This is a genomic window from Moraxella sp. 179-F 1C4 NHS (genome assembly GCF_045370505.1).
Taxonomy (GTDB): domain Bacteria; phylum Pseudomonadota; class Gammaproteobacteria; order Pseudomonadales; family Moraxellaceae; genus Faucicola; species Faucicola tetraodonis.
Window position 1 is genome coordinate 130489 of sequence record NZ_JBIQEC010000005.1, and the last position, 24082, is coordinate 154570.

Sequence of the window (24082 nt, forward strand, 5' to 3'; positions counted from 1 at the left end):
AACCATTTAAGGCACGATTTTATCAATCAATACCGTTGTCGAGTCAGCCGTTTTCTCTAGCGGTACGGGGTTACTCGTCAAGTCGCCACTTTGCGGCATGGCGTCACCTGAAGCACTAACACGGGCAGTAATCACCAATGGCTCATTCGTGCTAATCGCCGAACTTAAGGTCATGGTCGGCATGATGCTATCGTTATCGCTGATATTGATTGCCATACCATTGATGGTTAAGCTATCTGCTGACAGTTTTTTGGCAGCAACAGGGGGACCACCTGCCATCTTGCGCACATTAACAAATAAGCTTTCGCCTTTTTTCACCCGCCCTAATATCTCAGGGGTGACTTTGACATTGACTGTAATCGCCTGTTCGCCTTGGGCTTCACGCTGATTGATAGTCTGCTCAAGTTCAGATAGGCTGCTTAAGGCTTGGGTATGATCGCCAGGACGCGCTTGGATTTCGGTGCGTAGCAGTTCTACCCATTTTCGAGACTGCGCGTAATTGCCCGCTCGCATTTCACCCATTGCCATCAGCATCTGTGCGCCTTGGTGTTTGGGACTTTTGGCTAGAATATGCTCAACCACTTGACGGGTTTTGTCATCCATTACCCCGCCTTGGGTAAAAAAGCTAGTTTGCGCGTAGGTAATGGCGATTTTTTCATCATCAGGATTGAGACGATACGCCCTTGCCAAAGCTTCAATTGCTTGCTCGGGTGCTTGCAAGGCTACAAACACTTCAGAGAGACGAAACCAACGTAGCGGATCGGTGGCATGATGATGCACGTTGGTTTGCATGGCACTAATCAGTCCCACACTGTCTTTGGTTGCCCATTCTGGCGGGGTATCGATTTTTGCGGTCAGCAAATCATCCGCCACTTTTCCCAAGCGATTTTGTGCATCCCATAATTGATAGACGGGCGTGCGATCGCCAATCATCACATAAGCCATCACAGATAATAGCGGAATCCAGATGATAACTATCAGACGGCTTTTCCAATTGGGGGTAAAATGGCTGGTATCTTGATTGTCACTGATGTCTAGTAATTGACGCTCTAACGCCAGTTTTTGGGTTTGATAAGTCGCCTCATCGATTTGACCCTCGTCAAAATCGGCATCAAGTTCTACCAACCGTTGTTTAAATACTTCAATATTGAGCGTTAGTAACTGATTATCAGCGCGATTGGCGATGGCATGATGGTCTTGGGTTTGCAACCAAGGTAACAGAATAAATACCGCAAGCGTGATAGCAAACAAAAGTGCGACAATGATAAAAATAATTAGCGTTGACATTAATTTTCCTTACCGACTGCTTGATTGATTTCACTAGTTTTAGCATTGGCAGCGTTATCATTGGCGTTTAACAAATCTTGTAATCGCTGTTGTTCGGCGGCTGAGAGTGGCGCATAACCCTCTTCTATGGGATTGGCGATGACAGCGGCACGTTTTGACGAATTACGGTTACGAATAAACCAAGCCAGCATCACAAACACCAACAACACAGGCGGAAAAAACCATAAAATCCAGGTGGATGGGCGCACAGGTGGTTTGTAGCTAATAAAGTCACCGTAGCGCTCATTCATATACTGGCGAATTTCGGCGTCGGAACGACCGTCTTTGACCATGTCATAAGTCTTTTGTTTTAAATCTTGTGCAATTGGCGCATCGGAACCTGCCAAGTTTTGATTTTGACATTTTGGACAACGAAACTCTTCAATGAGCGCACGATACTGGGCTTCTTGGCGCGGGTTGTCAAATTGGTAGGTATCAATATTTGCCCAAGCCGATATGGATAACCCTGCGACTAACAATACCATAGCCATCGCCCTGACTATCAAATGAAGAGTTTTTGAAAATGTGATACTCATTGGCACACCTCACGGATTTTAGCATCGGCGGCTTGTTCACGCAGCGCAGTCATACAAGGCAATACTTGCTTATTGTAGCGATCTTCGTTGATTTCACCCAAGATATGCTGGCGCACATTGCCTTTGCCATCAACCACAAACGACTCTGGCACACCCGTCAGACCCAAATCAATGCCAAAATTCCCTTCTTTGTCTTGCACATTGAGGGTAAATGGGTCTTCATGGGTGTTGAGATAATCAAGCGCGTCTTTGGTTTCATCTTTATAATTGACTCCAACAATCGGTACGCCTGTCTTTGACATTTGCAGTAAAAACGGGTGTTCAACTTTACAAGTCACGCACCAAGACGCCCATACATTGAGTAAAAATGGCTGTTTGGGTAGCTGTGCTTGGGTAATCATTTGTGACGGGTTACCCAAAGACGGTAAGCTAAAACTTGGCAAAGCGCGATTGAGCGAGGTATTGGTTACTACGGTGGTATCTTTGCCCAACCGCGTATAAAACAGCGCAATGATAATCAAAAAAAGCACCAAAGGAATTAAAAACCAAAGTTGTCTTTTACGCATTGCCATGAGTACTCTCCTGACCTAACTCACTGTCATTTTTTACTAACACGGGGGCGTTTGCCGCTGCTGTGTTAATCGCTGCTAAATTCTCCGACTTATTATCATTCATATCAGCAAGTCTCGGCAGTTTACGATAACGTTTATCAAACATACTTAAAATCGCACCGAGCGCCAGCACAAAACCGCCCCACCACACCCAGCGTACGCCAGGTTTGATATAGATACGCACCGCCCATTTATCGGCAGTCGCTTCCGTTTGATTCACCCCTAAAATCGGCTCACCCATTGCCATGTAGATATCTCTTAATGGGTTGTACTGGATAGAAGCTTCGGTCATGGGCATTTGACTGACCACATAATGGCGTTTTTCTGGATAAAGGGTCGCGACCACTTGGTTGTTTTTACGAACACTGACCACCGCTTGGGTGGCATCAAAGTTGGCGCCGCGAATTTTTTTTAGCTCATCCATGGTGAACTGGTAGCCCTGTACTTCAACCGATTGGTTTTTTTGCATGGCAATATCTTTTTCGATACTTAGGCTTGTGGTAATGGCAATGCCCATCACGGATAGCAAAATACCCAAATGCGCCAGCTGCATTCCCCAATAGCCCATGTGCAGACGTTTCAGCCCAGCGCCCAGCGAGCGAGCATTACGGGTTTTGTCTTTGATATCAATCACCATCCATACCAACACCCATAAACACAATGCCGCTGACATAAATATGTTGATGTTAATGTTACTGGCCAAGAAATAGCTTAAAACCCCGGCTAACACAAAACAGCTGGCTAAAATCGCTAGACCTGTACCTAACAATGGACGGGTGTCTTTTTTCCAACGGCTGACAGGTCCAATGGCTAAAAATAACAACAACAACCAAGTTAATGGCACAAATAACGCATTAAAGTAAGGCGCACCGACCGATACTTGACCCAGTTTTAACGCATCCGCCAGCATTGGGTAAAGTGTGCCAATCACCACCACGATGGTTGCGACTAATATAATAATGTTATTGATGACCAATAATGTCTCACGAGATTTAAGCTGATAATGGCTTTCTTGGGTTAAACGCCAACCGCGCCACGCAAACATCGCCAGACCGCCACCGATGACCACGCCCAAAATCACCAAGATAAACAGACCGCGGGTGGGATCTGCGGCAAATGAGTGAACCGAGGTAATGACCCCCGAACGTACCAAAAACGTACCCAATAAACTCAAGGCAAAAGTGAAAATCGCCAACATAATCGTCCAAGCTTTGAACACGCCGCGCTTTTCGGTAACTGCCAATGAGTGTAATAATGCGACCCCACCGAGCCAAGGCATAAACGACGCGTTTTCCACAGGATCCCAAAACCACCAGCCGCCCCAACCAAGTTCGTTGTATGCCCACATTGAGCCAAACACGATCCCTAAGGTCAAACAACACCAAGCCGCTAGTGTCCAAGGACGCGACCAACGCGTCCACACCGCATCTAACCGACCTGCCCATAATGCTGCCATGGCAAAAGCAAACGGTACCACCGCGCCCACATAGCCCATATATAGCATCGGTGGATGAAAAATTAATCCAGGGTCTTGCAGTAGTGGATTCAAATCTTTGCCATCCACTGGGATGCTGGGTAGACTGCGATTAAAAGGTGACGACACAAAAATCACCATGCTTAGCATCATCATTTGCACAAAGGCTATAATCACCAACACGCGTGCGCGCATGGCAAGCGGCAAGCTTCGACTAAAAACGGCCACCGCCGCGCCCCAAGTCGCCAAAATGGTGACCCACAATAACAGTGAGCCTTCATGCCCGCCCCACGTGGCGGATAGGCGATAGTACCAAGGCAGCAAAGAATTTGACTGATTGGCGACATAAATCAACGTAAAATCATTGGCATAAAACCCATACATCAGGCACAAAAATGACGTACCGGTTGCCAAAAACTGAGCAATGGCAAGACTTCCCGCCAGTCGTTGCCAAGCAGGTTGGTGTTTGAACACCCCCACTGCTGGCAAAATAACCTGTAAAATGGCAATCACCAAGGCTGAAATAAGCGCAAAATAGCCCAATTCAGTAATTAACATACCCACTGCTCCTATCGCTGTAGTGGTTATCACACTGTAGAATTTTCACCAAAAAAATGGGTAAAACTAATAAAACACTAATATCAAATGTATCCAGCCCGCCAAAAACCCTGTCACACCGCCCAAAATAATCAGTGTTAATTCATCTTCACGAAAGGCAGGACGCAACAGATTTTGAAATTCATTGGGCGTCAATGCGCGAATACGGTCTCGAAACAGCCCAAAGATTTTTTCTGCGCGGCTAAGGTTTAGCTCAGGATTACTCATCGGCACCATAGTCGCTGCAATTGACTTATCAATAATCACGTGTCTGAGCTGACCAAACTCTTTACGACCCAAACCAAATTTCAAGCTTGTTTGAATCACCTGTGATTCCAACATTGGGTTTAGGTGTTTTTTAATCAGCTCACGCGTTTGCATCGCACGGCTGCCATACATCATTTCATGCATGATGTTTTTGAGCGTGACCAAATCTTTGACCACAATCTCAGCAAACACCTCAGAGACCTCAGGTTGGCGTTTCATAAAACCACCTTGCCAGTTAAATTGTCCCATGTGTGGTTTTTCAAAGCGAATAAATGGCAGCGATTTGCTAAAACTAAAAAATTTGGGATAGCGATAATAATGCGGCTCAATCGGATTAAACACCATCCAAATGGCAATCCAGTTGGTCAATAGCCCCCAAATCGCGGCAAAAAATGGCACCGTCCAATGCTGCGGCACAAACCAAAAAATCGCCATCTGCAAAATACCAAATACAAACCCAATCAGCGCACTGATATGCCAAATAAAATTAATCTCTTTTTGACCTACTTTGAGAAACATCCGCACCATCAGCGCACGGTCGCTTTCCATCTTGTTGACAATCATCTCGCGCATATCAACCAAGTTTTCGACATTGTAGGTCAAGTCGAGCACCAGATTTTTCAGGATAGCTGGCAATTGCTCGTGTCCATAGGCATAGATACGGCGTTTGACAGCAAAAGGCAGATTCGCCCACAGCGTTGCCGAGCGCTCATTCATAATTTCATCAATCAGCAAATCCAAGTTTTGGTTCATGGTTTGGCTGATAAAATCTGCCACTTCTTCAGGGTGCATGGCTTGGAAAAACTCATCGAGTGAGCCAAGCTTGGATAAAGTTTGGTCAACAATAATCCCGGAGATTTTACCCGCTTTGCGTGGCACAATGCCCTGCCAGCCGATACCGCCGCCTGGGAAACCTTGAATCTTAATGCCCCAAAAATGAATGGGATAAAATAGCATCTTGAGCGCCATCCATACATGCGCCCAAGTCACGACTGCTGTCACAAATGGAATGGTCAGCATGGCGAAAAATTGCGGATGGGTTGCAAGCTTGTGCCAAATTTCTGCAAACATATCAAAAAAGCTCACATAGTGAAAAAGCTAAAATCAAAGGACCATAAAACCGAGATGACATTACAAGGTTTGCTTGACAACGTCTATAGTATGGGTGCGTGAATATGGGTGCGTTCAAACCGCTAGATTTTAGCACAGAAAGATACATTTTACCTGAATAAGTTGTATTTTTAGCGGTTTTGAGTCCGTATGTTATCATCCATATTGCCGTCAATGGTGCTATCATAATTTGATACACTTGTTTTGACAGCAGCCGTTAGTTATTTGCGATTTTGACAGGATTTGGGCATGCTTATTTACCACATTTTATGCTAGTATATCGCTCTTAAATTTTGACTTAAGCCATCAGATTTAAGCCACCCATACTTAAGCCACCCATATAGGAGCTTAGTAGCTGGGTGATATCCCTATATTTGCATTAAGCTAAACATTCATCGCACCGCGACCCTTTTTAAAACCGTTCTAATTGCTGTTACCCGCTTATGAAACCACCCCATTCTTCAGATATGCAACGTGAAAATCTCATCTTTCGCCGCCGGGTAATTTTGGCATCGGTGTTTGTGTTTTTGGGCTTGGTTGGCTTGATTGTACGCTATGCTTATCTACAAATTTATACCCACGACCAGTACGTCACCCAGTCTGACAATAATCGTATCAAGCTGGTTTCTGCGCCGCCCAGTCGCGGCTATATTTATGACCGTAACGGCGTGATTTTGGCGGATAACCAGCCTGTTTTTACCGCTGTTATCAGTCCTGATGAAATTGACAATCCTGACAATACCTTGGCACTACTCACCCCGATTTTTCAGTTGACACCTGAAGAAATCAGTGAAGCTTCAAAAGCCCTTAAAAAAAGTAAAAATGAACCTGTCACCATTAAAATTGGACTTACCGAACAGCAAGTTGCCCAGTTTAGTGAACGCAAACCGTTTTTTAAAGGCGTGACGATTCAAAGTAAACTCACGCGCACCTATCCCTACAGTGACTTATTTGCCCATGTGATTGGCTATGTTGGGCGTATCAGCGACAACGATAGTAAAAAGTTGGATAAAAAGCTGTATGCAGGCACCGATTTGATAGGTAAAACAGGGATTGAAAAATATTACGAGTCGCTGCTACTGGGCAAACCTGGTTATCAATCAATTGAAACCAATGCCTATGGCGATATCATCAAAAAACTCGATACCAAACCGCCCATTCCCGGTAATGATATTTATCTAAGCCTTGATTATGGCTTACAAAAATTGACCAGCGATTTGTTAAATGGTAAACGCGGCGCAGCGGTGGCTATTGACCCCAACACTGGCGAAATTTTAGCCTTTGTCAGCAACCCAAGTTTTGACCCCAATCCCTTTATCACTGGAATTAGTAGCAGAGAATACAAGGCACTGCAACAAGACCCCGACATGCCACTGTACAACCGTGCGCTACAAGGGCAATACCCCCCGGGTTCTTCTATCAAACCGATTGAGGGTTTGGCAGGGATTCATTACGGAATAATGGGATGGGACAGTAGTATTTATGATCCGGGTTATTTTAGTCTGCCTGGCGATAGCCATAAATTTCGTGACTGGAAAAAATCGGGTCATGGTAACGTCAATTTGCATAAATCCGTGGTCGAATCTGTCGATACCTACTACTACAAGCTGTCTTATCAACTGGGTATTGACCGGCTTCATGATTGGATGACGCGTTTTAATTTTGGTAGTAAAACAGGGATTGATTTGCCGGGAGAAAAAACCGGGGTCTACCCTTCTACTGAGTGGAAAATGAAAACCTATAAAAAAGCCTGGTTGCCTGGGGAAACCATTTCTGTGAGTATCGGGCAAGGGTATTTTTTGGCGACACCCTTACAGATTGCCAACGGTATCGCCATGCTAGCCGGTGATGGACAGCATTTAACCCCCCATCTGCTCAAAAAATCCACCGGTGCCGAACATGTCACCCCTATTGAAAAGCCCGATGGTAAAATTCAATACAACGGTAACCCCAATGATTGGCAGCGTATGCACCTAGCCATGGAAGATGTGGTCAAAAAAGGCACAGCGCATAATATTTATACGCCAACTTATCGCATCGCTGGCAAAACAGGCACAGCGCAGGTCAAATCTATCGCACAAGGTAAACGCTATAACGAAGCCGCGCTTGACTCGCGTCACTGGGATCATGGCTGGTTTGTTGGTTTTGCCCCGGTAGAAAACCCGCAAATTGCCATTGCCGTTATCGTAGAAAATGGGCGCCATGGTGGCTGGGTAGCGCCAATTGTGCGTAAAATGATGGATTACTGGCTCATTGATAAAATCAAAAAACCGATTGTGCCACCGTCGCCTGAAGAACTTGTCAAAATCAATGCCGAAAAACAAGCCGCCAAATTGCAACGGGCAGCGTTAGTTTTGTCGGGTAAACCTATTATCGCAAAACCCAATACCGCCAAACTCACTGCAGTGGGTGGCGCTGACTAACGTAATGTAGATGTCCAAACTATGATGTCCGAACCATGATGTCCAAAATTAGCAAACGAGCCAATAAAGCCACCAAATCCCCCTCTATTTCTCACGTCCGTATCATCGGCGGCGAGTATCGGCGGCGTTTGGTAGCGTTTATCGATGCCGATGGGTTGCGGCCGACCCCTGACCGTGTCCGAGAGACGCTATTTAACTGGCTTGCCGATGATTTAGTCAATGCCAAGGTACTAGATTGCTGTGCGGGTAGTGGGGTGCTCGGTTTTGAAGCCTTATCGAGAGGTGCCAAGCAGTTAACTTCTATCGAGCCTAACCATGAGCAATTTAGGCAAATTAAAGCCACCCAAGCCATGTTAGGTATTGCTGATACAAAAATTGTGACAATGGAAGCTACGATACAACATGCCTTAACACAATTGGCAAACACTGAGCCGTTTGATGTGGTGTTTATCGACCCGCCTTATCAACTAGCGTTATGGGATACAATTTTGCATGGGTTAATAAACCATCAGTTAATCCATCCGCAGACATTACTGTATATCGAAAGCGATCAAGATCATAGCCACCTGTTAGAATCTTTTACCGCGTCACTTGAGCCACTTAAATATAAAAAAATGGGGCAAATTTTTGCCGGCATTTACCAGCCCAAAGCGCTTTAATTTAAAGCATTTTAATTCAAAGCCCTTGAACTTAGGCATTAAAAAACCGATAGGCATTAAAAAACCGACTGGATTAACCCAGTCGGTAAAATCAATAACTATTCACGTCTAATAGCAAACCCACTATTAGCTTTTAATGCATATACCCACTTGTACGGCAGAAGCTGACGGACATAAATATTTTGATGACTGTCCTTTTAAGTTGTTGGCTTCATACAGATAACTGACCCCAACCACCATCAAAAATGTCACCACGAGCGCTAACATAATCACCAGCACAACACTATGAATGTTGATTTTGGATTGATGGCGCGTCACTTCTACACTATCATCGGCATCTTTATCGTTCGTATTGTTAGCTTGATGGATCATAAATTGTGTCCTAAAAAATTTGAAATTTAACCGATTAAATTTCATTGTGTTACTTTTTTTAGCAAACAACCATGGGCTAAAGCTATGGGTTGTATTGCCACAAAAGCTATGTACATATGTACAAAGGTCATCAAACATTACATTTATCTTACATTGATTACATTCTACAATGTATTTGTTACTAAATTATAACAATAATAAAAAATTACACAATTGTTTTATCAGAAAAATTCCTATTTGGTCATTTTTTTGCGATAAATGGTATAGTGTCATCAAACTTTTGAAAAAATATTCATCCAAACTGGTTAATAATCAATTATCTAGCTAGAATTAATTAGCTAGTTAGTTAATCCCATCCACCCCATTTTTCTGTAAGACTGAAAATAATAATGAAAAAAAATACACACAAGCAATGGCAAGCGCTGTTATCTGCCAAACCTATCTATCATGGCAATCAGTTCACCCAATCCAAGACGTCAAGGACGGCATTTCATAAGGACTATGACAGGCTGGTTTTTTCGCAATCTTTTCGCCAATTGAATCAAAAAACCCAAGTGCATCCGTTAACCCATGAGATGGGTATTCATACCCGCTTAACCCATTCGCTTGAAGTGTCTTGTATTGGTCGCTCGCTAGGGATGATGAGCGCGGAGAAACTCGGTAATGACTTGCCAAGCGGCTTTACGATTTCGGACATGGGAGTCATTGTGCAGGCAGCTTGTTTGGCACATGACATCGGTAATCCCCCGTTTGGGCATACGGGTGAACAGGCGATTCGAGATTGGTTTTTTCAGCCTGCCCAGCGCCAGTATCTAAGGCGGCTTACCCCACGCCAGCAAATAGATTTATTAGCGTATGAAGGCAATGCGCAAGGCTTTCGACTGCTGACTCGTAACGAGCATCATCCCGATGAAGGTGGCATGCGCCTGACAGCGGCGACACTGGGCGCTTTTATGAAATACCCTTATCTTTCCACCCCTATCAACCCAGTCAGTGACAGTGACTCACTGCCCTCGCCGCTGACGCTCAAGAAATTTGGCTGTTTTGAAAGTGAAGCGCCGTTTTTGCATGATTTGGCGGCGCAGCTGCGACTACCCAAGACCCAAAGAGGTTATGCGCGTCATCCATTGGCTTATTTGCTAGAAGCCGCCGATGACATTTGTTATGCGCTGATTGATTTGGAAGATGGGATTTTACTGGGTATGTTAGCGTATCATGAAGTTGAGCCACTGCTGCTCAAACTCGTCGGTAAACGGCTTGGCGTACCATCTGAAGTCACGACCAATGCGCCTATCAGCCAAAAATTAGCCGCACTACGGGGACGAGCAATGCGGCGATTGGTAGACAAAGTCACTGATGCCTTTGTTGCCAACCAAGCTGCTTTATTGGCAGGTGAGCTGACGGGCAGCTTATTTGACTACTGCCCGAATAATGTACGCAGTAGTATCAGTGAAGCCAAAAGCCTAGCCCATACCCGTATTTTTCAACATCCAAGCAAAGTACGGGTTGAAATCATGTCAAACCGCTGTTTACATACGCTACTTGATGCGTTTATGCCGCTGGCGTTGACGGGTAATTCCACAGACAGTATCTCTCAGTTTGAGCAATTACGACTGCTTAATCTATTAGATGCCCATTTAAGCAATGTTAGTCGGCAGTTAGGGGATGATGTTTATCAAAATATATTGTGTATTTTAGACATGCTGACTGGCATGAATGATCATGAAGCCTATCGGCTCGCGCAAGCGTTAAAGGGCAATTGGTCGGTGAATATTTAAATCTCATCGCTGAGCTTCAATCGTCAATCGTCAATCGTCAATCGTCAACGATTGTATATTTGGCGTTTTCGGCTTAGAATATTTTTCCTTATTTAACACGCTGATTGGATACCAAATGACTAGCCGTGACTTGCAAAAACGCCAAACTCGTCAAGCCTTTTTTCAATCGGTGCTTCAGTTATCGAGGTCAGGGCATGCGTTTTCGTCGATTTCACTTCGTCAGATTAGCCGCGAAGTGGGCGTAGTGCCAACGGCTTTTTATCGACATTTTCAGGATATCGATGAGCTTGGCACCTGCTTAGTCAATGAAGAACTCGGTCACACCCTGCAAAGTCTACGCGATCATTTGCAGCTGGGTCGCACCCGAACGCATGAAGGTCAAATTGCCTCAAGCGTGGGTTTCTTTTTGGAAAGTGTGGAGCACGCGTCATTGCACTGGCACTTTATTGTCTCTGAGCGCTATGGCGGCAACCAAGCGGTGCAAAATGCGCTCGATGAACAAATCAGCTTGTTTGCGCAAATCATGACCGATGATTTGGCCATGCAGCCTGCCTTTGGTCATTTAAATCAAGAAGTGCGCCTGTTGATTGCGGATATGGGCGTGAATATGTATTTTTCTTGGGTGTATCAATGGCTCAAATTTGACCCCACCGAGGTACAAGGTAAACAAGATTATCTCAATCGCTGTATCAAACAGGCGCAAGTGCTGTTTTATGGTGTCCGTAATTGGTGCCCTTAATAGAAAATTAAGCTAAAAAACAGTAAAACCAACAAACCGTGAAACCAACAAACAGTGAAACCAAAAAAGGCTGAGCATTAACTCAGCCTTTTTACTGTTTATCAACCCATTAATAGCGCCAGTTATAAATCAAATCGACAGAGTTATTGATGGCAGATTTAGACTCAATATACAAGCGTCTTGTTAATTGATAACGCATACTGAGCTCAGGCTGCGAGGTGAACACGCCTACCCCATAACGTATAAACAAGTCTGGGGTGATATACCCCGTTAGACTGACCAAGGTGTCATTGCCCGAGCCATTGGCATCTAACGTTAAACGCTGCAACCCAAACGCCCGACCAATTTGGTTGGTAAATTGGCGCGTCCCGCTTAAGCCATAACTTAACCCTGCTGCGGCAATGGTATTGTCGACGCGGTTTCTAAAGTCTTGTTCGTTGGTATTTTGACCTGAATTGTTATTTAGACTACCTGTCACCCACGCATTCATCGCCTGCTGTTCACTGAGTCCGCCATTATTAAACACGGTAATATTTGGCGCACTGGTGCTGCCTTTGACTTTGACACCCACTTGTACGCCTTGCACGTCTTTTACTGCCTCTACGTTTAGCAGTGGTTTCATCACTTCACCATTGAACCGAACTTGCGCAAAGTTTAGAGTCAAGCTTTGCCCAAATACTTCGACTTTTGAGCGGCGTGATACTTGTACCACCCCTTCTGCTTTCATGGTGCCTTGACCGCGCTGGGTAATATGCAGTGCACCCGCCAATGGCAAGCGTGCCCCAAAACCTTGGAAGCTTACGCGCTCGCCGAGATCCACACCCACATCTGCGTTGATGCTCCAGGGTTGAGTGACTTTTAGCACATCATCAATCTGACCCATCAAGCGTCTATCAATCACGTTAACATCTGGGGATTTGCTCACCACATTGCTTGTGGTTTCAGGTGGGCGAATGGTGGCACGAGGCACATCAACCACGCCTACGATATTCACGTAGCGCTGGCTAGGTTTGACAATCACATCAAAAATTGGATTAATAATAGCAGTAATTTCAGGTGGCTGACTCACTTGCAGCGCTTTACCTTGCAACTTCAGCTTGGCCTGCAGCTCATGTGTCCAGTCAACTGTACCGGTAATGGTGCCTTGACCATCGCCTGCACTGGCAAAAGACCCATTGATAGAGGCTTGATTGCCTGCCACGTGCGATAACACATTAATCTTATCAAAGCGCATCGGCACGCCTGTGATGCTAAGACCGGCATCTTGTAGCTCAATATCCCCAACAAATTTGGGCTGCATTAATGAGCCGCTGATTTTACCTGCCACTAGACCGTTACCTGTCAAGCGTTCAAACGATGGAAAGAAAGGTTTAAATACCGCCAAGTCAATATCTTGAAAAACAACGGTGCCTGAAATCGGTTTTGACTGTACGTAGGAATTGACGGTGGCGTCCAAATACCCATTGCCCGCGCCATTGGCGGTTTTGATATCTGCGCGAAGTTTTAGCCCTTCTGCGGTTGAACGGGCGATGACACTGATACGCTCATAGGCAATGGTCGTTGGATTTTCTTCAGGGGTTTGTGCGGCGGTACCAAATACGCCATTATCAGTAAAGAAGCTGGCATTGATACTGGGTCTTTGGTTCTTCTGCCAGTGAACGAGTGCGGTGCCGTTGAGTTTTCCTGACCAAGCGATATCACGCGGCATCACCACAGAGAAAATTTGGCTATCAATTTGTTGCACGCTGACATCGACATCGCCTTGCCCATTACTGACCACGAGGTTGTTTTTTAGACACAGACTGCCGTTTTGCCCCACCATTTTCCAGCAGTGTGCCGCCATTTGTACATTTAGGTTTTGCCAGCCAAATAGCATTTGGGCGGGTTGTAGCTGTTGCAACTTGGCATATTTGGTACCAATTTGTCCATTACCGAGCATACCCGACCACTGTTTTTTGGCAAGATCGATACGACCTTTGAGCGTCGCTTGTACCTGTCCTTTTGTACTATCTGCTTTGACATCCAAGGTGTGATTGTCTTGGGTGCCGTTAAGATACAGTTGCAAAGAGCGCAGCGGTTGATTGGCGATGTTAATACCCGTTGCAGTCAATTGCAACTGACTGGGTGATTTGGCAAAATTGACCAATTTGCCGGTGACTTTGGCATCGAGTACCACAAAGTTTGGCAGTGAAATGTTACGCCCGACTAAATCCACATAGATATTAGGTAGGGCTTGGTTGTTATCTTGGGTTAAGACAATACCGCCTTTAACGATACCTTTTAGCTGTGGCATGAGCTGATTGAGTGTGCTGATATCGACACTGGTCACCAGTTGATTTTGGTTGCCATTGGCGGTGATACGATTGCTACCCCATTGTACCAGCAGATTATTGGCTTGCAGACTTTCAATAAGACGGCGGATTTGACCGTATTTTTGACCATTGGCGCTATTTTCAATGACTTGACGCAGACTACTTAGGTCTTTTGGCAAATTCAGTTTTGCGGTCAATTGACCTGTCGCCAATAACGGTTGGTTTTTTAGCCTGCCTGTGAGATTCATATTGGCGATATGAATGTACTGAGCGCCTGCCCGCCAATAGCCATCGGTATTGATGGTGCCGGTGATTTGGCTTGGCAGACTTGGCACAAAATAGCTGGCATCAAAATTTTTCATGTCAGCATTGATATGCCAGCCGGCACCATTGGTCATATCAATGCTACCGTTGGCATTGATATAGCCTTCTTTACCTTGATGGCTAAATTGATTAATTTTAAGCTGTTGTGGCGTGCCTGCAATATCAAATTTAAACGAGCCTGCGGGTACGTTTGGCGCATTGAGGCTACCATCAAATTTGGCGGCGATATAAGATAATTTATTGCCCAGTAGATCGGCACGTACTTTGCCTGCGCCTTTTAACGCTAAGTGTTTTTTGCTATTGTTGGCGCCCAATAAATCCCCTGTCATGTCAATTTGGTTGATGGTGACATCATGACGGGTCACAACTGCTCGATTGGCTTGGCGAATACGTTGCTGGGTACCGCTGGCAACCACATTGCCCGTCAAGTCTTGCAGCGGGATGCTATTTAAAATGCTGTGGGCATTTAAATGATTGGCTTTGGCATTGATTTGCCAAGCTAACGGCTGATTGCCGCTGGCTAGTTTAATTTTACCATTGCCTGCCAAATTACCTGCCACGCCTTGATACAGCAATTGAGTGATATCAACCAGCTGACCTGTTTTGTTGACATTGACTTGATAATTACCGCTTGGGGCTTGATTGAGCTTTAGTATATTGGCATTGACTTGCGCTTGTACACTGCTGGCTCGCTTGCCGTCTGCCGGCTGAAAAATCACGTGCGCTTTGCCATTGGGACTGTTAAGCTCACCAATACTCGGTAGATTGTGACGTATCAGCTGTTGCCAATTGGCATCGATTGTATAAGGTTTACGGTTGCCTTTGGCTTGTCGGATATCGGCATTGATAATTTCACCATCATCTTGGCGTAAATTTGCCCGTACTTGCATCGGCAATTTATCGGTTGCCACATCATAGACGATGCCTAATTTGCCTGTTAAAGTCTCTGGCGCATAGGGGGCGATGTTTTTTGACAACAACTGACGAATCTTAAAGCCATTACCCGTATTCATCAGGGCAATACGGGTGCGGTCATGCCAATCAATCGTGCCTTGACTCGTCAATGTACCTTGCGCGACTTTAGCCGTGAGGTATTCGATACTGAGTTTTTGATTGGCAATCACGCCGCGACCTTGATAATGCCCATCAGGGATATCTTTGGCGGTCAAATCAGTATTGATACGCAGCTGTATATTATTGGTCACCCCTGTAGCGGTCGCTAAGCCATTTTTTAGATGGATGTTTTGACTGGTGGCATAGGGCAATAACACATCTTTCCATTCAAGTTTGGCATTAAATGGCGCATTTTTATCCATCGGCTGCGCTGTTACATGCCCAGCAACATCCGATTTATTGTATTTACTTTTTATATCCGCGGTCAAAAATTTTAAACTGCCTGTGGCATGGGTATCAAGCGCATCGACATACACTTTTGATAATGAATTGACGATGACCAGTCCTGTCACATCCAGCGGATAATCATGCTGTAGGTCAATTTTGCCTTTGACTTTATCGACGCTTAATAAATTGTTATACGCCAATTTGCCTTCGTCAACCGTGATTTTAGTATCATACCAAGTAAAATTTTGGATATGCGCTTGTTTAAAATCGATGGGGTCGCGGGTCACTTGCTGATAGCGCACTAAATTCGCTTTTACGTCATCTAAAGTTAAGTTAACAGGCAATGCAATGCGTGGGTAATCAAAGGGCTTGTTGGTTGGCGGCTTTTTGTAGGTGATGACCATGCGATTGATGTTGGCTTCACGCAGATGCACTTGTTTATTGATAAGGGCGCGCCAGCCAATTTTGACATAGGCTTTATCGACGGTGACTTCAACATAATTTTTTGGCGGTTTATCAGGAATTTTAAGATCGTAAACCCAAATGCCATCGCGAAGATTGCCTTTACCATATTTTAGGCTGATACCTGTTTCTTGAACGATGGCATTGATAAGTAACCGTGTACCCCACGGGGTGCCGACGGCATAATAAGCCCCTAGCATCACTAAGATTAAAATAAGCGCTAGCACAATGGCAATTTTGGACACAAAGCCAAGCGGATACCAACGTCGTAGCCAACGTGCATCTTTTTGTGCTGGGTCTAAATCATCACTGATTGCCGTATCCGAGTTTTTTATGTCTAAATCTTTTGCTGCCAGATTTTTAGCTGCTGGATTGTTATCTACCAACGATTTATCGTCAGGCTTAGTGACATCTGTATCTGTGACATCTTCGGGCAATGAGTCGTTGTTATTATCGTCTTTCATTAATATCGCAAATCAATCGTTGGCTAACTACAAAAACACAGGTTGTATGCGCTGTATATGGGCAGTATATTGGATAAACCTTACATACTAACAAAGTTTTATCCAAAAATCTTGACTAAAAACCTTGCATAAAATAACGCAGCGGTTTTTAGCCAAACTATTATAGCGGTGAACCGATAAAGAAATGTAAACGGACATCGTTGTTATCCCCGGTCAGACCTTTTGCCACATCGAGCCGTACCAAACCTATCGGTGATTGCCAGCGGATACCTGTACCGATACTGACCGCCGTTGCATTATCATATTCGCCAGTCGTATCATACGCATTACCAAAATCGGTAAACACAGCGCCCCGAAAACTCGGTCTAAACTCATAGTTATACTCTGCCGACCCTACTGCTAACGCATCACCGCCGACTAAGAAATTTTCGCCGCCATAGGTCGGTCCTAAACTATCGGTGTTGTAGCCGCGGATACTAGAATCACCGCCTGCAAAAAAGCGTGAACGGTAAGGCACATCATAAAAATCACCGCTATATAGATAGCCCAAATCCAGTCGCCCAATCACTTGTTGTTTGTTATCTTTGCCAAAAGTATACATCCCAGTACCACCCGCACGTAAAATCGCCATATTGGTATCACTCAGCGCCCCTTTAGCACCGACTTCAAGCGAATAACGTTGGCTATAACCCCACGTTGGCGTCAGCATATTGTCTGCTACTGTTTTATTAATTGCATAACCCGCTAACAAGGCTTGTTGGGTATAATCCGATGCGTAGTTGTTAAAAGGATAAGGCAAGCTATCAGTGCTATATTTTTCAGGATCGACTGTGAGTTTGTCGCCGCGGTAGCGCAGTGAATAGGTGCGATTCCAACCACTATCATGATAAATATTGCGGGCAATACTGGCATAGACCGTGTCCGCCTCAAAGGTATTGACTAGGTCATCAACTTCTTTGTGCTGATAGCCGACTGTGCCTGTCAGCTTATCGTTGAGGGGATGCTTATAGGGTAAACTGGCATTAAATTCCACCGCTTGATCAACTTTAGATAATGCCACTGATGCCCCAGTCTGCAAGCCACTTCGGTTAACCAAGTTATTTTGGTATTTACCGGTCAAGCGCACACCTACGTCCGTTTCATAACCCAAACCCACTTGTGCCTCATGGGGCTTGGTGGCATTGAGTACCACATAGGTTGGGATTTGCTTTCTTTCATACACTTGTCGTGGCGTGAGCTTTGGTATGACTTGGTCTTCTCTTGGTTTGATGGGTAAGTCTTTGTCTTTATCCAGTTTTTTTGCCGTTTTACTGACCGCATTGGCGATGACCACCAGCGGATTTTTACTTTTATTTTCAGCCTCGGGTGATAACTCCATATCTTCGGGTGCGGCCAATAAATTTTTGGCTTTTCGGCTGATGGCATTGAGACGTTGTTCAGTCGAGTCATCGACTTCAAATTGAATCGGCGCGATGTCATTGGGGTCTTGCACCTGATTGACGGTTTTTTGTGTCGTGCTATCGACAGTACCTGCGGATTGAAGTTCAGATGAGTTGCTTTGAGATGATTTAATTTGAGATGCGAGACTTTGATCGGTTGACTTAGTGGGTAAAATACCGGCGGATGTATCAGGTGAAGTGTCCGCGATATTGTCGGCTGGGGTATTGCTGCTGTTGGCAGTGCTGAGCGTCGCCGAGCCCGATTGTTCAAATGCGATATCGCTTGCCGCTTCGTCTGATGGCATGACGACATCCACATCCACCCCATTAAAATAACGGGTGGCAGTCAAATTGTTGGTAAATTCGCTGACAAAGGGTTGATAGTAGGCATCGCCTTTTTGGTACGTCATTAAGGCTTTGAGCAGCTTTGGCTTTAAAGGCAGTTTATCGGGGTCATCGGTCAAATTGCCTTGCTTATCAATGCTATATATCTTCACATCATCAAAGTGATAGCGAGTCTTTGTGTCATAAATTAGGTCAACATCGGCGGTATTGTCCGGCAAAATAATATCTACCGAACTATTGAGCCATTTGGCATCAAAGTAACCATTGGTCTGCCCGACACCCTCAATCGTGGCCTTTGTGGCTTTATAGATACCATGACTGAACACATCCCCTTCTTTGGGCGGGATTTCTTTTTCTATCACAGGATACACCGGCAGCGCGTTATCGCCTTCCCCGCCTTCACCACGGATATCAATGATGCGATTTTGCACGATGACGGGCTTGCCGACCTCTAAGCTGACTTGAATATTGTCTTTGCCTAAATGTTTGAAAGCGATTTTAGTGTCATAAAAACCCACCGCCTCTGCCGCATCTTTGGCAATTTGGCGTAATTTGTTCACACTGGCATTAAAATCCGACACCGATTCGACGGTCACTTTTTCCAACGCCGCTTTGATATTACGCGCAGGCTCGAGTTTGGCATCTGCATTGGCAAAGCTAATATCAATATAGTTTAGCCCTTCGCCGCGACCAATGATTTTGTTCTTCAAGCGCGCCACGATGCCTTGCGGCTCTGCTGTCACGGTTGAGTTGGCTTGTGGGGTGGTCAATGCCGTTGTTTGCTGTTGATAGGCGGGCAAGTAATCATTGGGATTGATGGCGTCGGTGGATTTGATATTGCTGGCATCATTGGCGACGCCTTGATTACTAAGATTCTGATTAGCAATATTTTGGTTAGCGATATTTTGATTAGATAAATTGGTTTGCTCGCTCACCTTTTGATTAATCGCGTCGACATTCTGTTTTTCGGTGGTTAGCTGCTCAGTGATTTGTGCTTGCGCCTGAGTGTTCATGGTTGCCATGGGTGCAGGCTTGCTATTGTTGATTTGATTGGCAACCGACTGCGGCGTGGCTTGATCTAATGCTTTACTGTAGCCGACACTAGGTTGGTTTTGTTTCAACGTCGCCACAGGTTGGTTAAAATTATTAAAGTCTGCCAAGGTCTGATTATCGAGTTGTTGACCAATTTTATCTTCAACGCGCTGCTGATTGAGTTGATACAGATAAGGCTGGGCGGTGTTGGCATCGGTAGTGATGCTATCTTGCGCAGTTGCAGCAGGCGTGGTATTTTGCGTTGCCGTGGTACCCTTGCTGTCATTGGCGGTGGTCTGCGCTGCGCTGTTCGTGGTTAGCGTGCTATTCGTTGCTGAGCTATTAGCTGAACTACTAACAGTAGCTGGCATTGTTATTGTTGGCGTTTGTGCCCCCCAAGCAGGCACCACACCCATACCAACCAAGGTAATTGCCAAACGTATGGGTGTCAAGCGAAACAGCGAATGGTTTGATACGCTAGACTGGACGGGGCTTTGACGAGGATTTGACGGACAAGGATTTGACGATAGTGGGGAAATGGCATGAAAAAAACCAAACGGGTTATCGGCCAATGCGGTTGACGGACGATAGGGTAGCAAATTTATTGGTTTCATGATAAAAATCAAATCCTTGAGCGAGCACTAGGCGATTTTAGCATAAACATTTTACTAACCAAACTTTTTCCCAACCCTTTGTAAAATATTTGTTAAGATAGTCATCATCAGACATTTCTAGGATTGCTCATGAGTACCCAATTTGCGCTTTTTAAATACAAACGGTTTAGTGCCATGTTTGCCACCCAGTTTTTAGGGGCATTTAATGACAATGTATTTAAGCAAGGTTTGATTTTAGTACTGACCTTTATGGCAGCGGCGAAATTGGGGATGCGTGTCAGTTTGCTCAACAATCTGGCGGCGATGCTGTTTGTATTGCCGTTTTTTTTGTTTTCCGCCTTGGCGGGGCAAATCGCTGATAAGTATGAAAAATCTTGGCTGACAAGGCTGATTAAAATCCTTGAAATCGTCATCATGGTCGTTGCCGCATTTGGGTTTGTGTTTGAGATTTATCCGCTCTTATTTGTTGCGTTATTTTTGATGGGTACCCATTCGACGTTTTTTGGTCCTATCAAATACGCCTATTTACCCCAAGCCATGACCACCGATGAGTTGGTGGGTGCCAATGGGCTTTTTCAAATGGGCACGTCACTGGCTATTTTGACAGGGATGATGTTGGCTGGCGTATTGATGAAGTTGGACAGTCCGCTGTTTTGGATATCTGGGGTGACGGTTTTTGTGGCGGTTATGGGCTACTTGGCTTCTCGGTTTATTCCCATCATGACTGCGCCGCAGCCTGATTTGACCATTGACTGGAATATCTTTCGTACTAGCTGGCAAACCATCGCCAATTTATATCGTTTGCCAATTATGTGGTTTACCATTTTGGGTAATAGTTGGTTTTGGTTTTATGGTGCCACGTTTTTGACCCAAGTACCTGAATTTAGCAAGTCTATTTTGCTAGGCGATGAAAGCGTCGTGATATTTTTATTGACGCTGTTTTCTGTCGGTACGGCGCTCGGCTCACTGTTATGTAAAACGCTGACCAAAAACCAAGTGAGTTTAAAACTATTGCCCTTTGGGATTGCAGGATTGACGATTTTTGCGATTGACTTATATTTCACGCTTTCAGCGATGCATTTGCCGCCACTCGCCAACAACGCCCACTATAGTATCGGTATGATTTTTGCCACGCAAGGTGCCATTCGTGTGTTTGTCGATTTGTTTTTATTGGGTTTTTCAGGCGGTATTTATATCGTACCTTTATATGCCTATATGCAAGCTTATTCACCGGAAACAAGCCGTGCTCGCATTATCGGTGCCAACAATATTTTAAATGCGGTATTTATGGTAGGTTCGGCGATTTTTTCGATTGTTTGTTTGACCCTAGTTAACGTGAGCCTGCCGATGCTATTTGCGATTGTCGGTGTGATAAATTTGATCATGGGCATTTGGCTATTTTTAAAACTAAAAAAATATAGCCCTGCCAAGCCCTTTATGATTCATGAATAACACTCTATCGCCCTATTTAATCGCCCCGTTAAATAGTCAGTATAAATAGCTAGCAATGCTAGGCAATGGATGAATGGCAAGCAATGGATAAATAAGGGGTTTTGCGCTATTTTTTCATTTGAGTCCAAAATGTTGCTATTTGTTATCGTTTGGCAAAGAAACGTTGTTGTTAACTTCAGTTACTTTGTAAGTGGTTAAAAGTTAGTTACTATACCCTGACTTGTTGTAATTTTTTTTGTATCACTTGCTAGGAATGACTGTTATGTTTGCCACTTATAAAACACTGTGCACACCCAAACTGGTAAAACTCAGTGCAATAGCCTGTACGGCGGTATTGATGACCGCTTGTGCTTCACAAAAGATCACCACCGTAGACAAACGCCCTGTGTATGTACGGGGTGTGCCCAACTATTATATTGTCAAAAGCGGCGATACTTTAAGCAAAATCACCTCTATTTATGGACTGGATTATCGTCGTGTTGGCGCGCTCAATGGCCTTGATAGCAACTATACCATTTATCCAGGGCAACGCTTGATTTTAACCTCAGCAAGCAATCCTACTTCTTATCGCCCAACAACCATTCGCCCTGTGACGGTCAATCAATCATCTCGCCCGTCCAACCCGACTTATTACCCACCTGGACAAGCCAATAATTCATCAACCCCGTTACCGATGCCAAACCAAGTCATCGTGCCAACCAGCAGCTTGTCACAAGGTTGGTTACGTCCTACCACTGGCAATTTATTGCGACCGTTTAACCAACAAACAGGTACGCTAGGTATGTGGTTTGGCGGACAAGCCGGCGCAAATGTTGTCGCCAGCCAGCCAGGTACGGTGCTGTATGTCGGTAGTGATTTGCCAGAATATGGCAAATTGATACTTATTCAGCACAACAGCGACTACATTAGTGCCTATGCGCATTTGGGAAATTTTGCTGTACAAGAGCGCCAAACGGTGCAAGCAGGTCAAACCATCGGTACCGTTGGAACAGACAATAATTTGAATCAACCTGCTGTAGAGTTCCAAATCCGTTATCGTGGTACGCCAGTGAACCCTGCCAGTTATTTAAAATAATTAAATAGGTGGTTAAAATAATTAATTAAAATAGTTAAACATTTATTTAAAATAATCGCAATAAAAAAGCCAATCTATGACGATTGGCCTTTTTTGTGAGCGTAATTATCGTTAAGGATGACTAGAGAACAATCGCAGTCGCCATGTTATTGGCATAGTCAATCGCATGATACAGACTATCGGCACTCGCTTTGCCTGTCCCTGCCAAATCCAGTGCCGTGCCATGATCGACTGAGGTACGAATATAAGGCAACCCTAAAGTGATATTCACCGTTTCGCCAAACCCATGTGATTTGAGCGGTGCCAGTCCCTGATCGTGATACATGGCGATAATAGCATCGGCAGTGGCGATATGTTTTTGGGTAAACAAGGTATCAGCTGGCATCGCCAAACTAATATCGACACCTTGGTCGCGATAGTGCTGTAACACAGGATTGATGATGTCAATTTCCTCTCTGCCGAGATAGCCACTCTCCCCGGCATGAGGATTGAGTCCACAGACCAATATTTTTGGGTGAGTGAGACCAAATTTTCGCTGACAATCATGGATGACAATATCGACGGTTTTTGCCACTTCTTCGTGGGAAATCGCATCGGCGACCGCACGCAGGGGCAAATGGGTGGTGACTAACGCCACTTTCATCAGGTTATTGGCGAGCATCATCACCACTTTATCCATCCCCGACTGCTGCATAAAAAATTCGGTATGCCCCATAAAATCTGGCAACACAGTCATAATCACCGATTTTTGCAGTGGCGCGGTGACAATTGCAGCGACTTGTCTGCTGATGGCGAGCTTATGCGCCAGTTGCAGCTGTGCGATGACCATCGGCGCGTTATGCGGATTTAGCTGTCCTGCTACCACAGGTTCTGCTGCCGGCACATCCACTACCAAAATAGTGTCATGCGCTGATGGTTGAGCAATTTTCGGTAAATCTTTTAACTCATGTAACTCTTGCGTCGCTAACTGTTGAATCAATAATCCGTGTTTCACCGCGCCTTTTTGTTTGAGCTCACTATACCTCTTTTGCAGCGCTTTGATATCTGCCAACACAATGACAGCGCGATTGGGCAGATTTAATTGCTGTCTGTCGGCAAGCATCAATATGATATCCATGCCAATACCCGCAGGTTCGCCCGAAGTAATCACTAAGGGAAGACTTTGAATGGTCATTTTTATACCTTTTGATAAACACTGATAAAGCTATCAGTTAATATTTTATGAATTTATTACCAATGATGGGGCGCATTGTTAGCTTGATAAAGATAAAATAGTTTCATGTTCATGACGTCAACTAAAACCCTGATTACATCGATTATGGTTAGCGAT

15 protein-coding genes are annotated in these 24082 nt (G+C 44.9%); 6 read left to right on the top strand and 9 right to left on the bottom strand.

Going from position 1 to position 24082, the window contains the following annotated elements:
* Positions 1-6: 6 nt before the first annotated feature.
* The 5 genes from ccmI to ACH0AB_RS04075 all read right to left on the bottom strand — a co-directional run bounded on the left by ccmI (position 7) and on the right by ACH0AB_RS04075 (position 5882).
* Positions 7-1287: a c-type cytochrome biogenesis protein CcmI gene (ccmI, locus tag ACH0AB_RS04055; RefSeq protein WP_406877284.1), complete on the bottom strand. Its 1281-nt coding sequence runs from the start codon at positions 1285-1287 to the stop codon at positions 7-9.
* The gene (locus ACH0AB_RS04060; RefSeq protein ID WP_406877285.1) at positions 1287-1811 is read right to left on the bottom strand and encodes a cytochrome c-type biogenesis protein; all 525 of its coding nucleotides are present in this window, start codon (positions 1809-1811) and stop codon (positions 1287-1289) included. Before ACH0AB_RS04060 ends, ccmI begins: the two co-directional genes overlap by 1 nt.
* A 47-nt stretch (positions 1812-1858) precedes the next feature.
* Positions 1859-2434, bottom strand: coding sequence for a DsbE family thiol:disulfide interchange protein (locus tag ACH0AB_RS04065; protein ID WP_369626644.1), 576 nt, complete (start codon positions 2432-2434; stop codon positions 1859-1861).
* Positions 2421-4505 carry a heme lyase CcmF/NrfE family subunit gene (locus ACH0AB_RS04070; protein ID WP_406877286.1) on the bottom strand — a complete coding sequence of 695 codons (2085 nt, stop codon included), beginning with the start codon at positions 4503-4505 and terminating at the stop codon, positions 2421-2423. The genes ACH0AB_RS04065 and ACH0AB_RS04070 overlap by 14 nt, the downstream gene beginning before the upstream one ends.
* 66 nt (positions 4506-4571) lie before the next feature.
* A complete protein-coding gene (locus tag ACH0AB_RS04075; protein WP_406877287.1) occupies positions 4572-5882 on the bottom strand; it encodes a DUF445 domain-containing protein in 1311 nt (436 codons plus the stop codon).
* A 482-nt stretch (positions 5883-6364) separates the two neighbouring features.
* Here ACH0AB_RS04075 and mrdA point away from each other — a divergent pair, with 482 nt between their 5' ends.
* Together mrdA and rsmD are read left to right on the top strand one after the other, a co-directional pair.
* Positions 6365-8344 carry a penicillin-binding protein 2 gene (mrdA, locus tag ACH0AB_RS04080; protein WP_096489044.1) on the top strand — a complete coding sequence of 660 codons (1980 nt, stop codon included), beginning with the start codon at positions 6365-6367 and terminating at the stop codon, positions 8342-8344.
* Between the two features lie 35 nt (positions 8345-8379).
* Positions 8380-9003: a 16S rRNA (guanine(966)-N(2))-methyltransferase RsmD gene (gene rsmD / locus ACH0AB_RS04085; RefSeq protein WP_406877289.1), complete on the top strand. Its 624-nt coding sequence runs from the start codon at positions 8380-8382 to the stop codon at positions 9001-9003.
* 126 nt (positions 9004-9129) lie between these two features.
* On the opposite strand, the gene ACH0AB_RS04090 is transcribed toward rsmD, so the two are convergent.
* Positions 9130-9375, bottom strand: coding sequence for a hypothetical protein (locus tag ACH0AB_RS04090; RefSeq protein WP_007115268.1), 246 nt, complete (start codon positions 9373-9375; stop codon positions 9130-9132).
* Between the two features lie 389 nt (positions 9376-9764).
* Between ACH0AB_RS04090 and ACH0AB_RS04095 the strand changes: the two genes are divergently transcribed.
* Together ACH0AB_RS04095 and ACH0AB_RS04100 are read left to right on the top strand one after the other, a co-directional pair.
* Positions 9765-11153: a deoxyguanosinetriphosphate triphosphohydrolase gene (locus tag ACH0AB_RS04095; protein ID WP_406877290.1), complete on the top strand. Its 1389-nt coding sequence runs from the start codon at positions 9765-9767 to the stop codon at positions 11151-11153.
* A gap of 115 nt (positions 11154-11268) precedes the next feature.
* Positions 11269-11892, top strand: coding sequence for a TetR family transcriptional regulator (locus ACH0AB_RS04100; protein ID WP_065263795.1), 624 nt, complete (start codon positions 11269-11271; stop codon positions 11890-11892).
* A 109-nt stretch (positions 11893-12001) separates the two neighbouring features.
* On the opposite strand, the gene ACH0AB_RS04105 is transcribed toward ACH0AB_RS04100, so the two are convergent.
* Positions 12002-16795, bottom strand: coding sequence for a translocation/assembly module TamB domain-containing protein (locus ACH0AB_RS04105; protein ID WP_406877291.1), 4794 nt, complete (start codon positions 16793-16795; stop codon positions 12002-12004).
* A gap of 160 nt (positions 16796-16955) precedes the next feature.
* The gene (locus ACH0AB_RS04110) at positions 16956-20225 is read right to left on the bottom strand and encodes a BamA/TamA family outer membrane protein (RefSeq protein WP_406877292.1); all 3270 of its coding nucleotides are present in this window, start codon (positions 20223-20225) and stop codon (positions 16956-16958) included.
* Positions 20226-20354: 129 nt separating this feature from the next.
* Here ACH0AB_RS04110 and ACH0AB_RS04115 point away from each other — a divergent pair, with 129 nt between their 5' ends.
* A complete protein-coding gene (locus ACH0AB_RS04115) occupies positions 20355-21677 on the top strand; it encodes an MFS transporter (protein WP_406877293.1) in 1323 nt (440 codons plus the stop codon).
* A 262-nt stretch (positions 21678-21939) separates the two neighbouring features.
* Entirely contained in the window at positions 21940-22752 is an 813-nt protein-coding gene (locus ACH0AB_RS04120) for a peptidoglycan DD-metalloendopeptidase family protein (RefSeq protein WP_239742585.1), read from the top strand.
* Between the two features lie 121 nt (positions 22753-22873).
* Here the strand turns inward: ACH0AB_RS04120 and pdxA are convergent, their stop codons facing one another.
* The gene (gene pdxA, locus ACH0AB_RS04125; RefSeq protein ID WP_406877294.1) at positions 22874-23926 is read right to left on the bottom strand and encodes a 4-hydroxythreonine-4-phosphate dehydrogenase PdxA; all 1053 of its coding nucleotides are present in this window, start codon (positions 23924-23926) and stop codon (positions 22874-22876) included.
* Positions 23927-24082 lie beyond the last annotated feature (156 nt).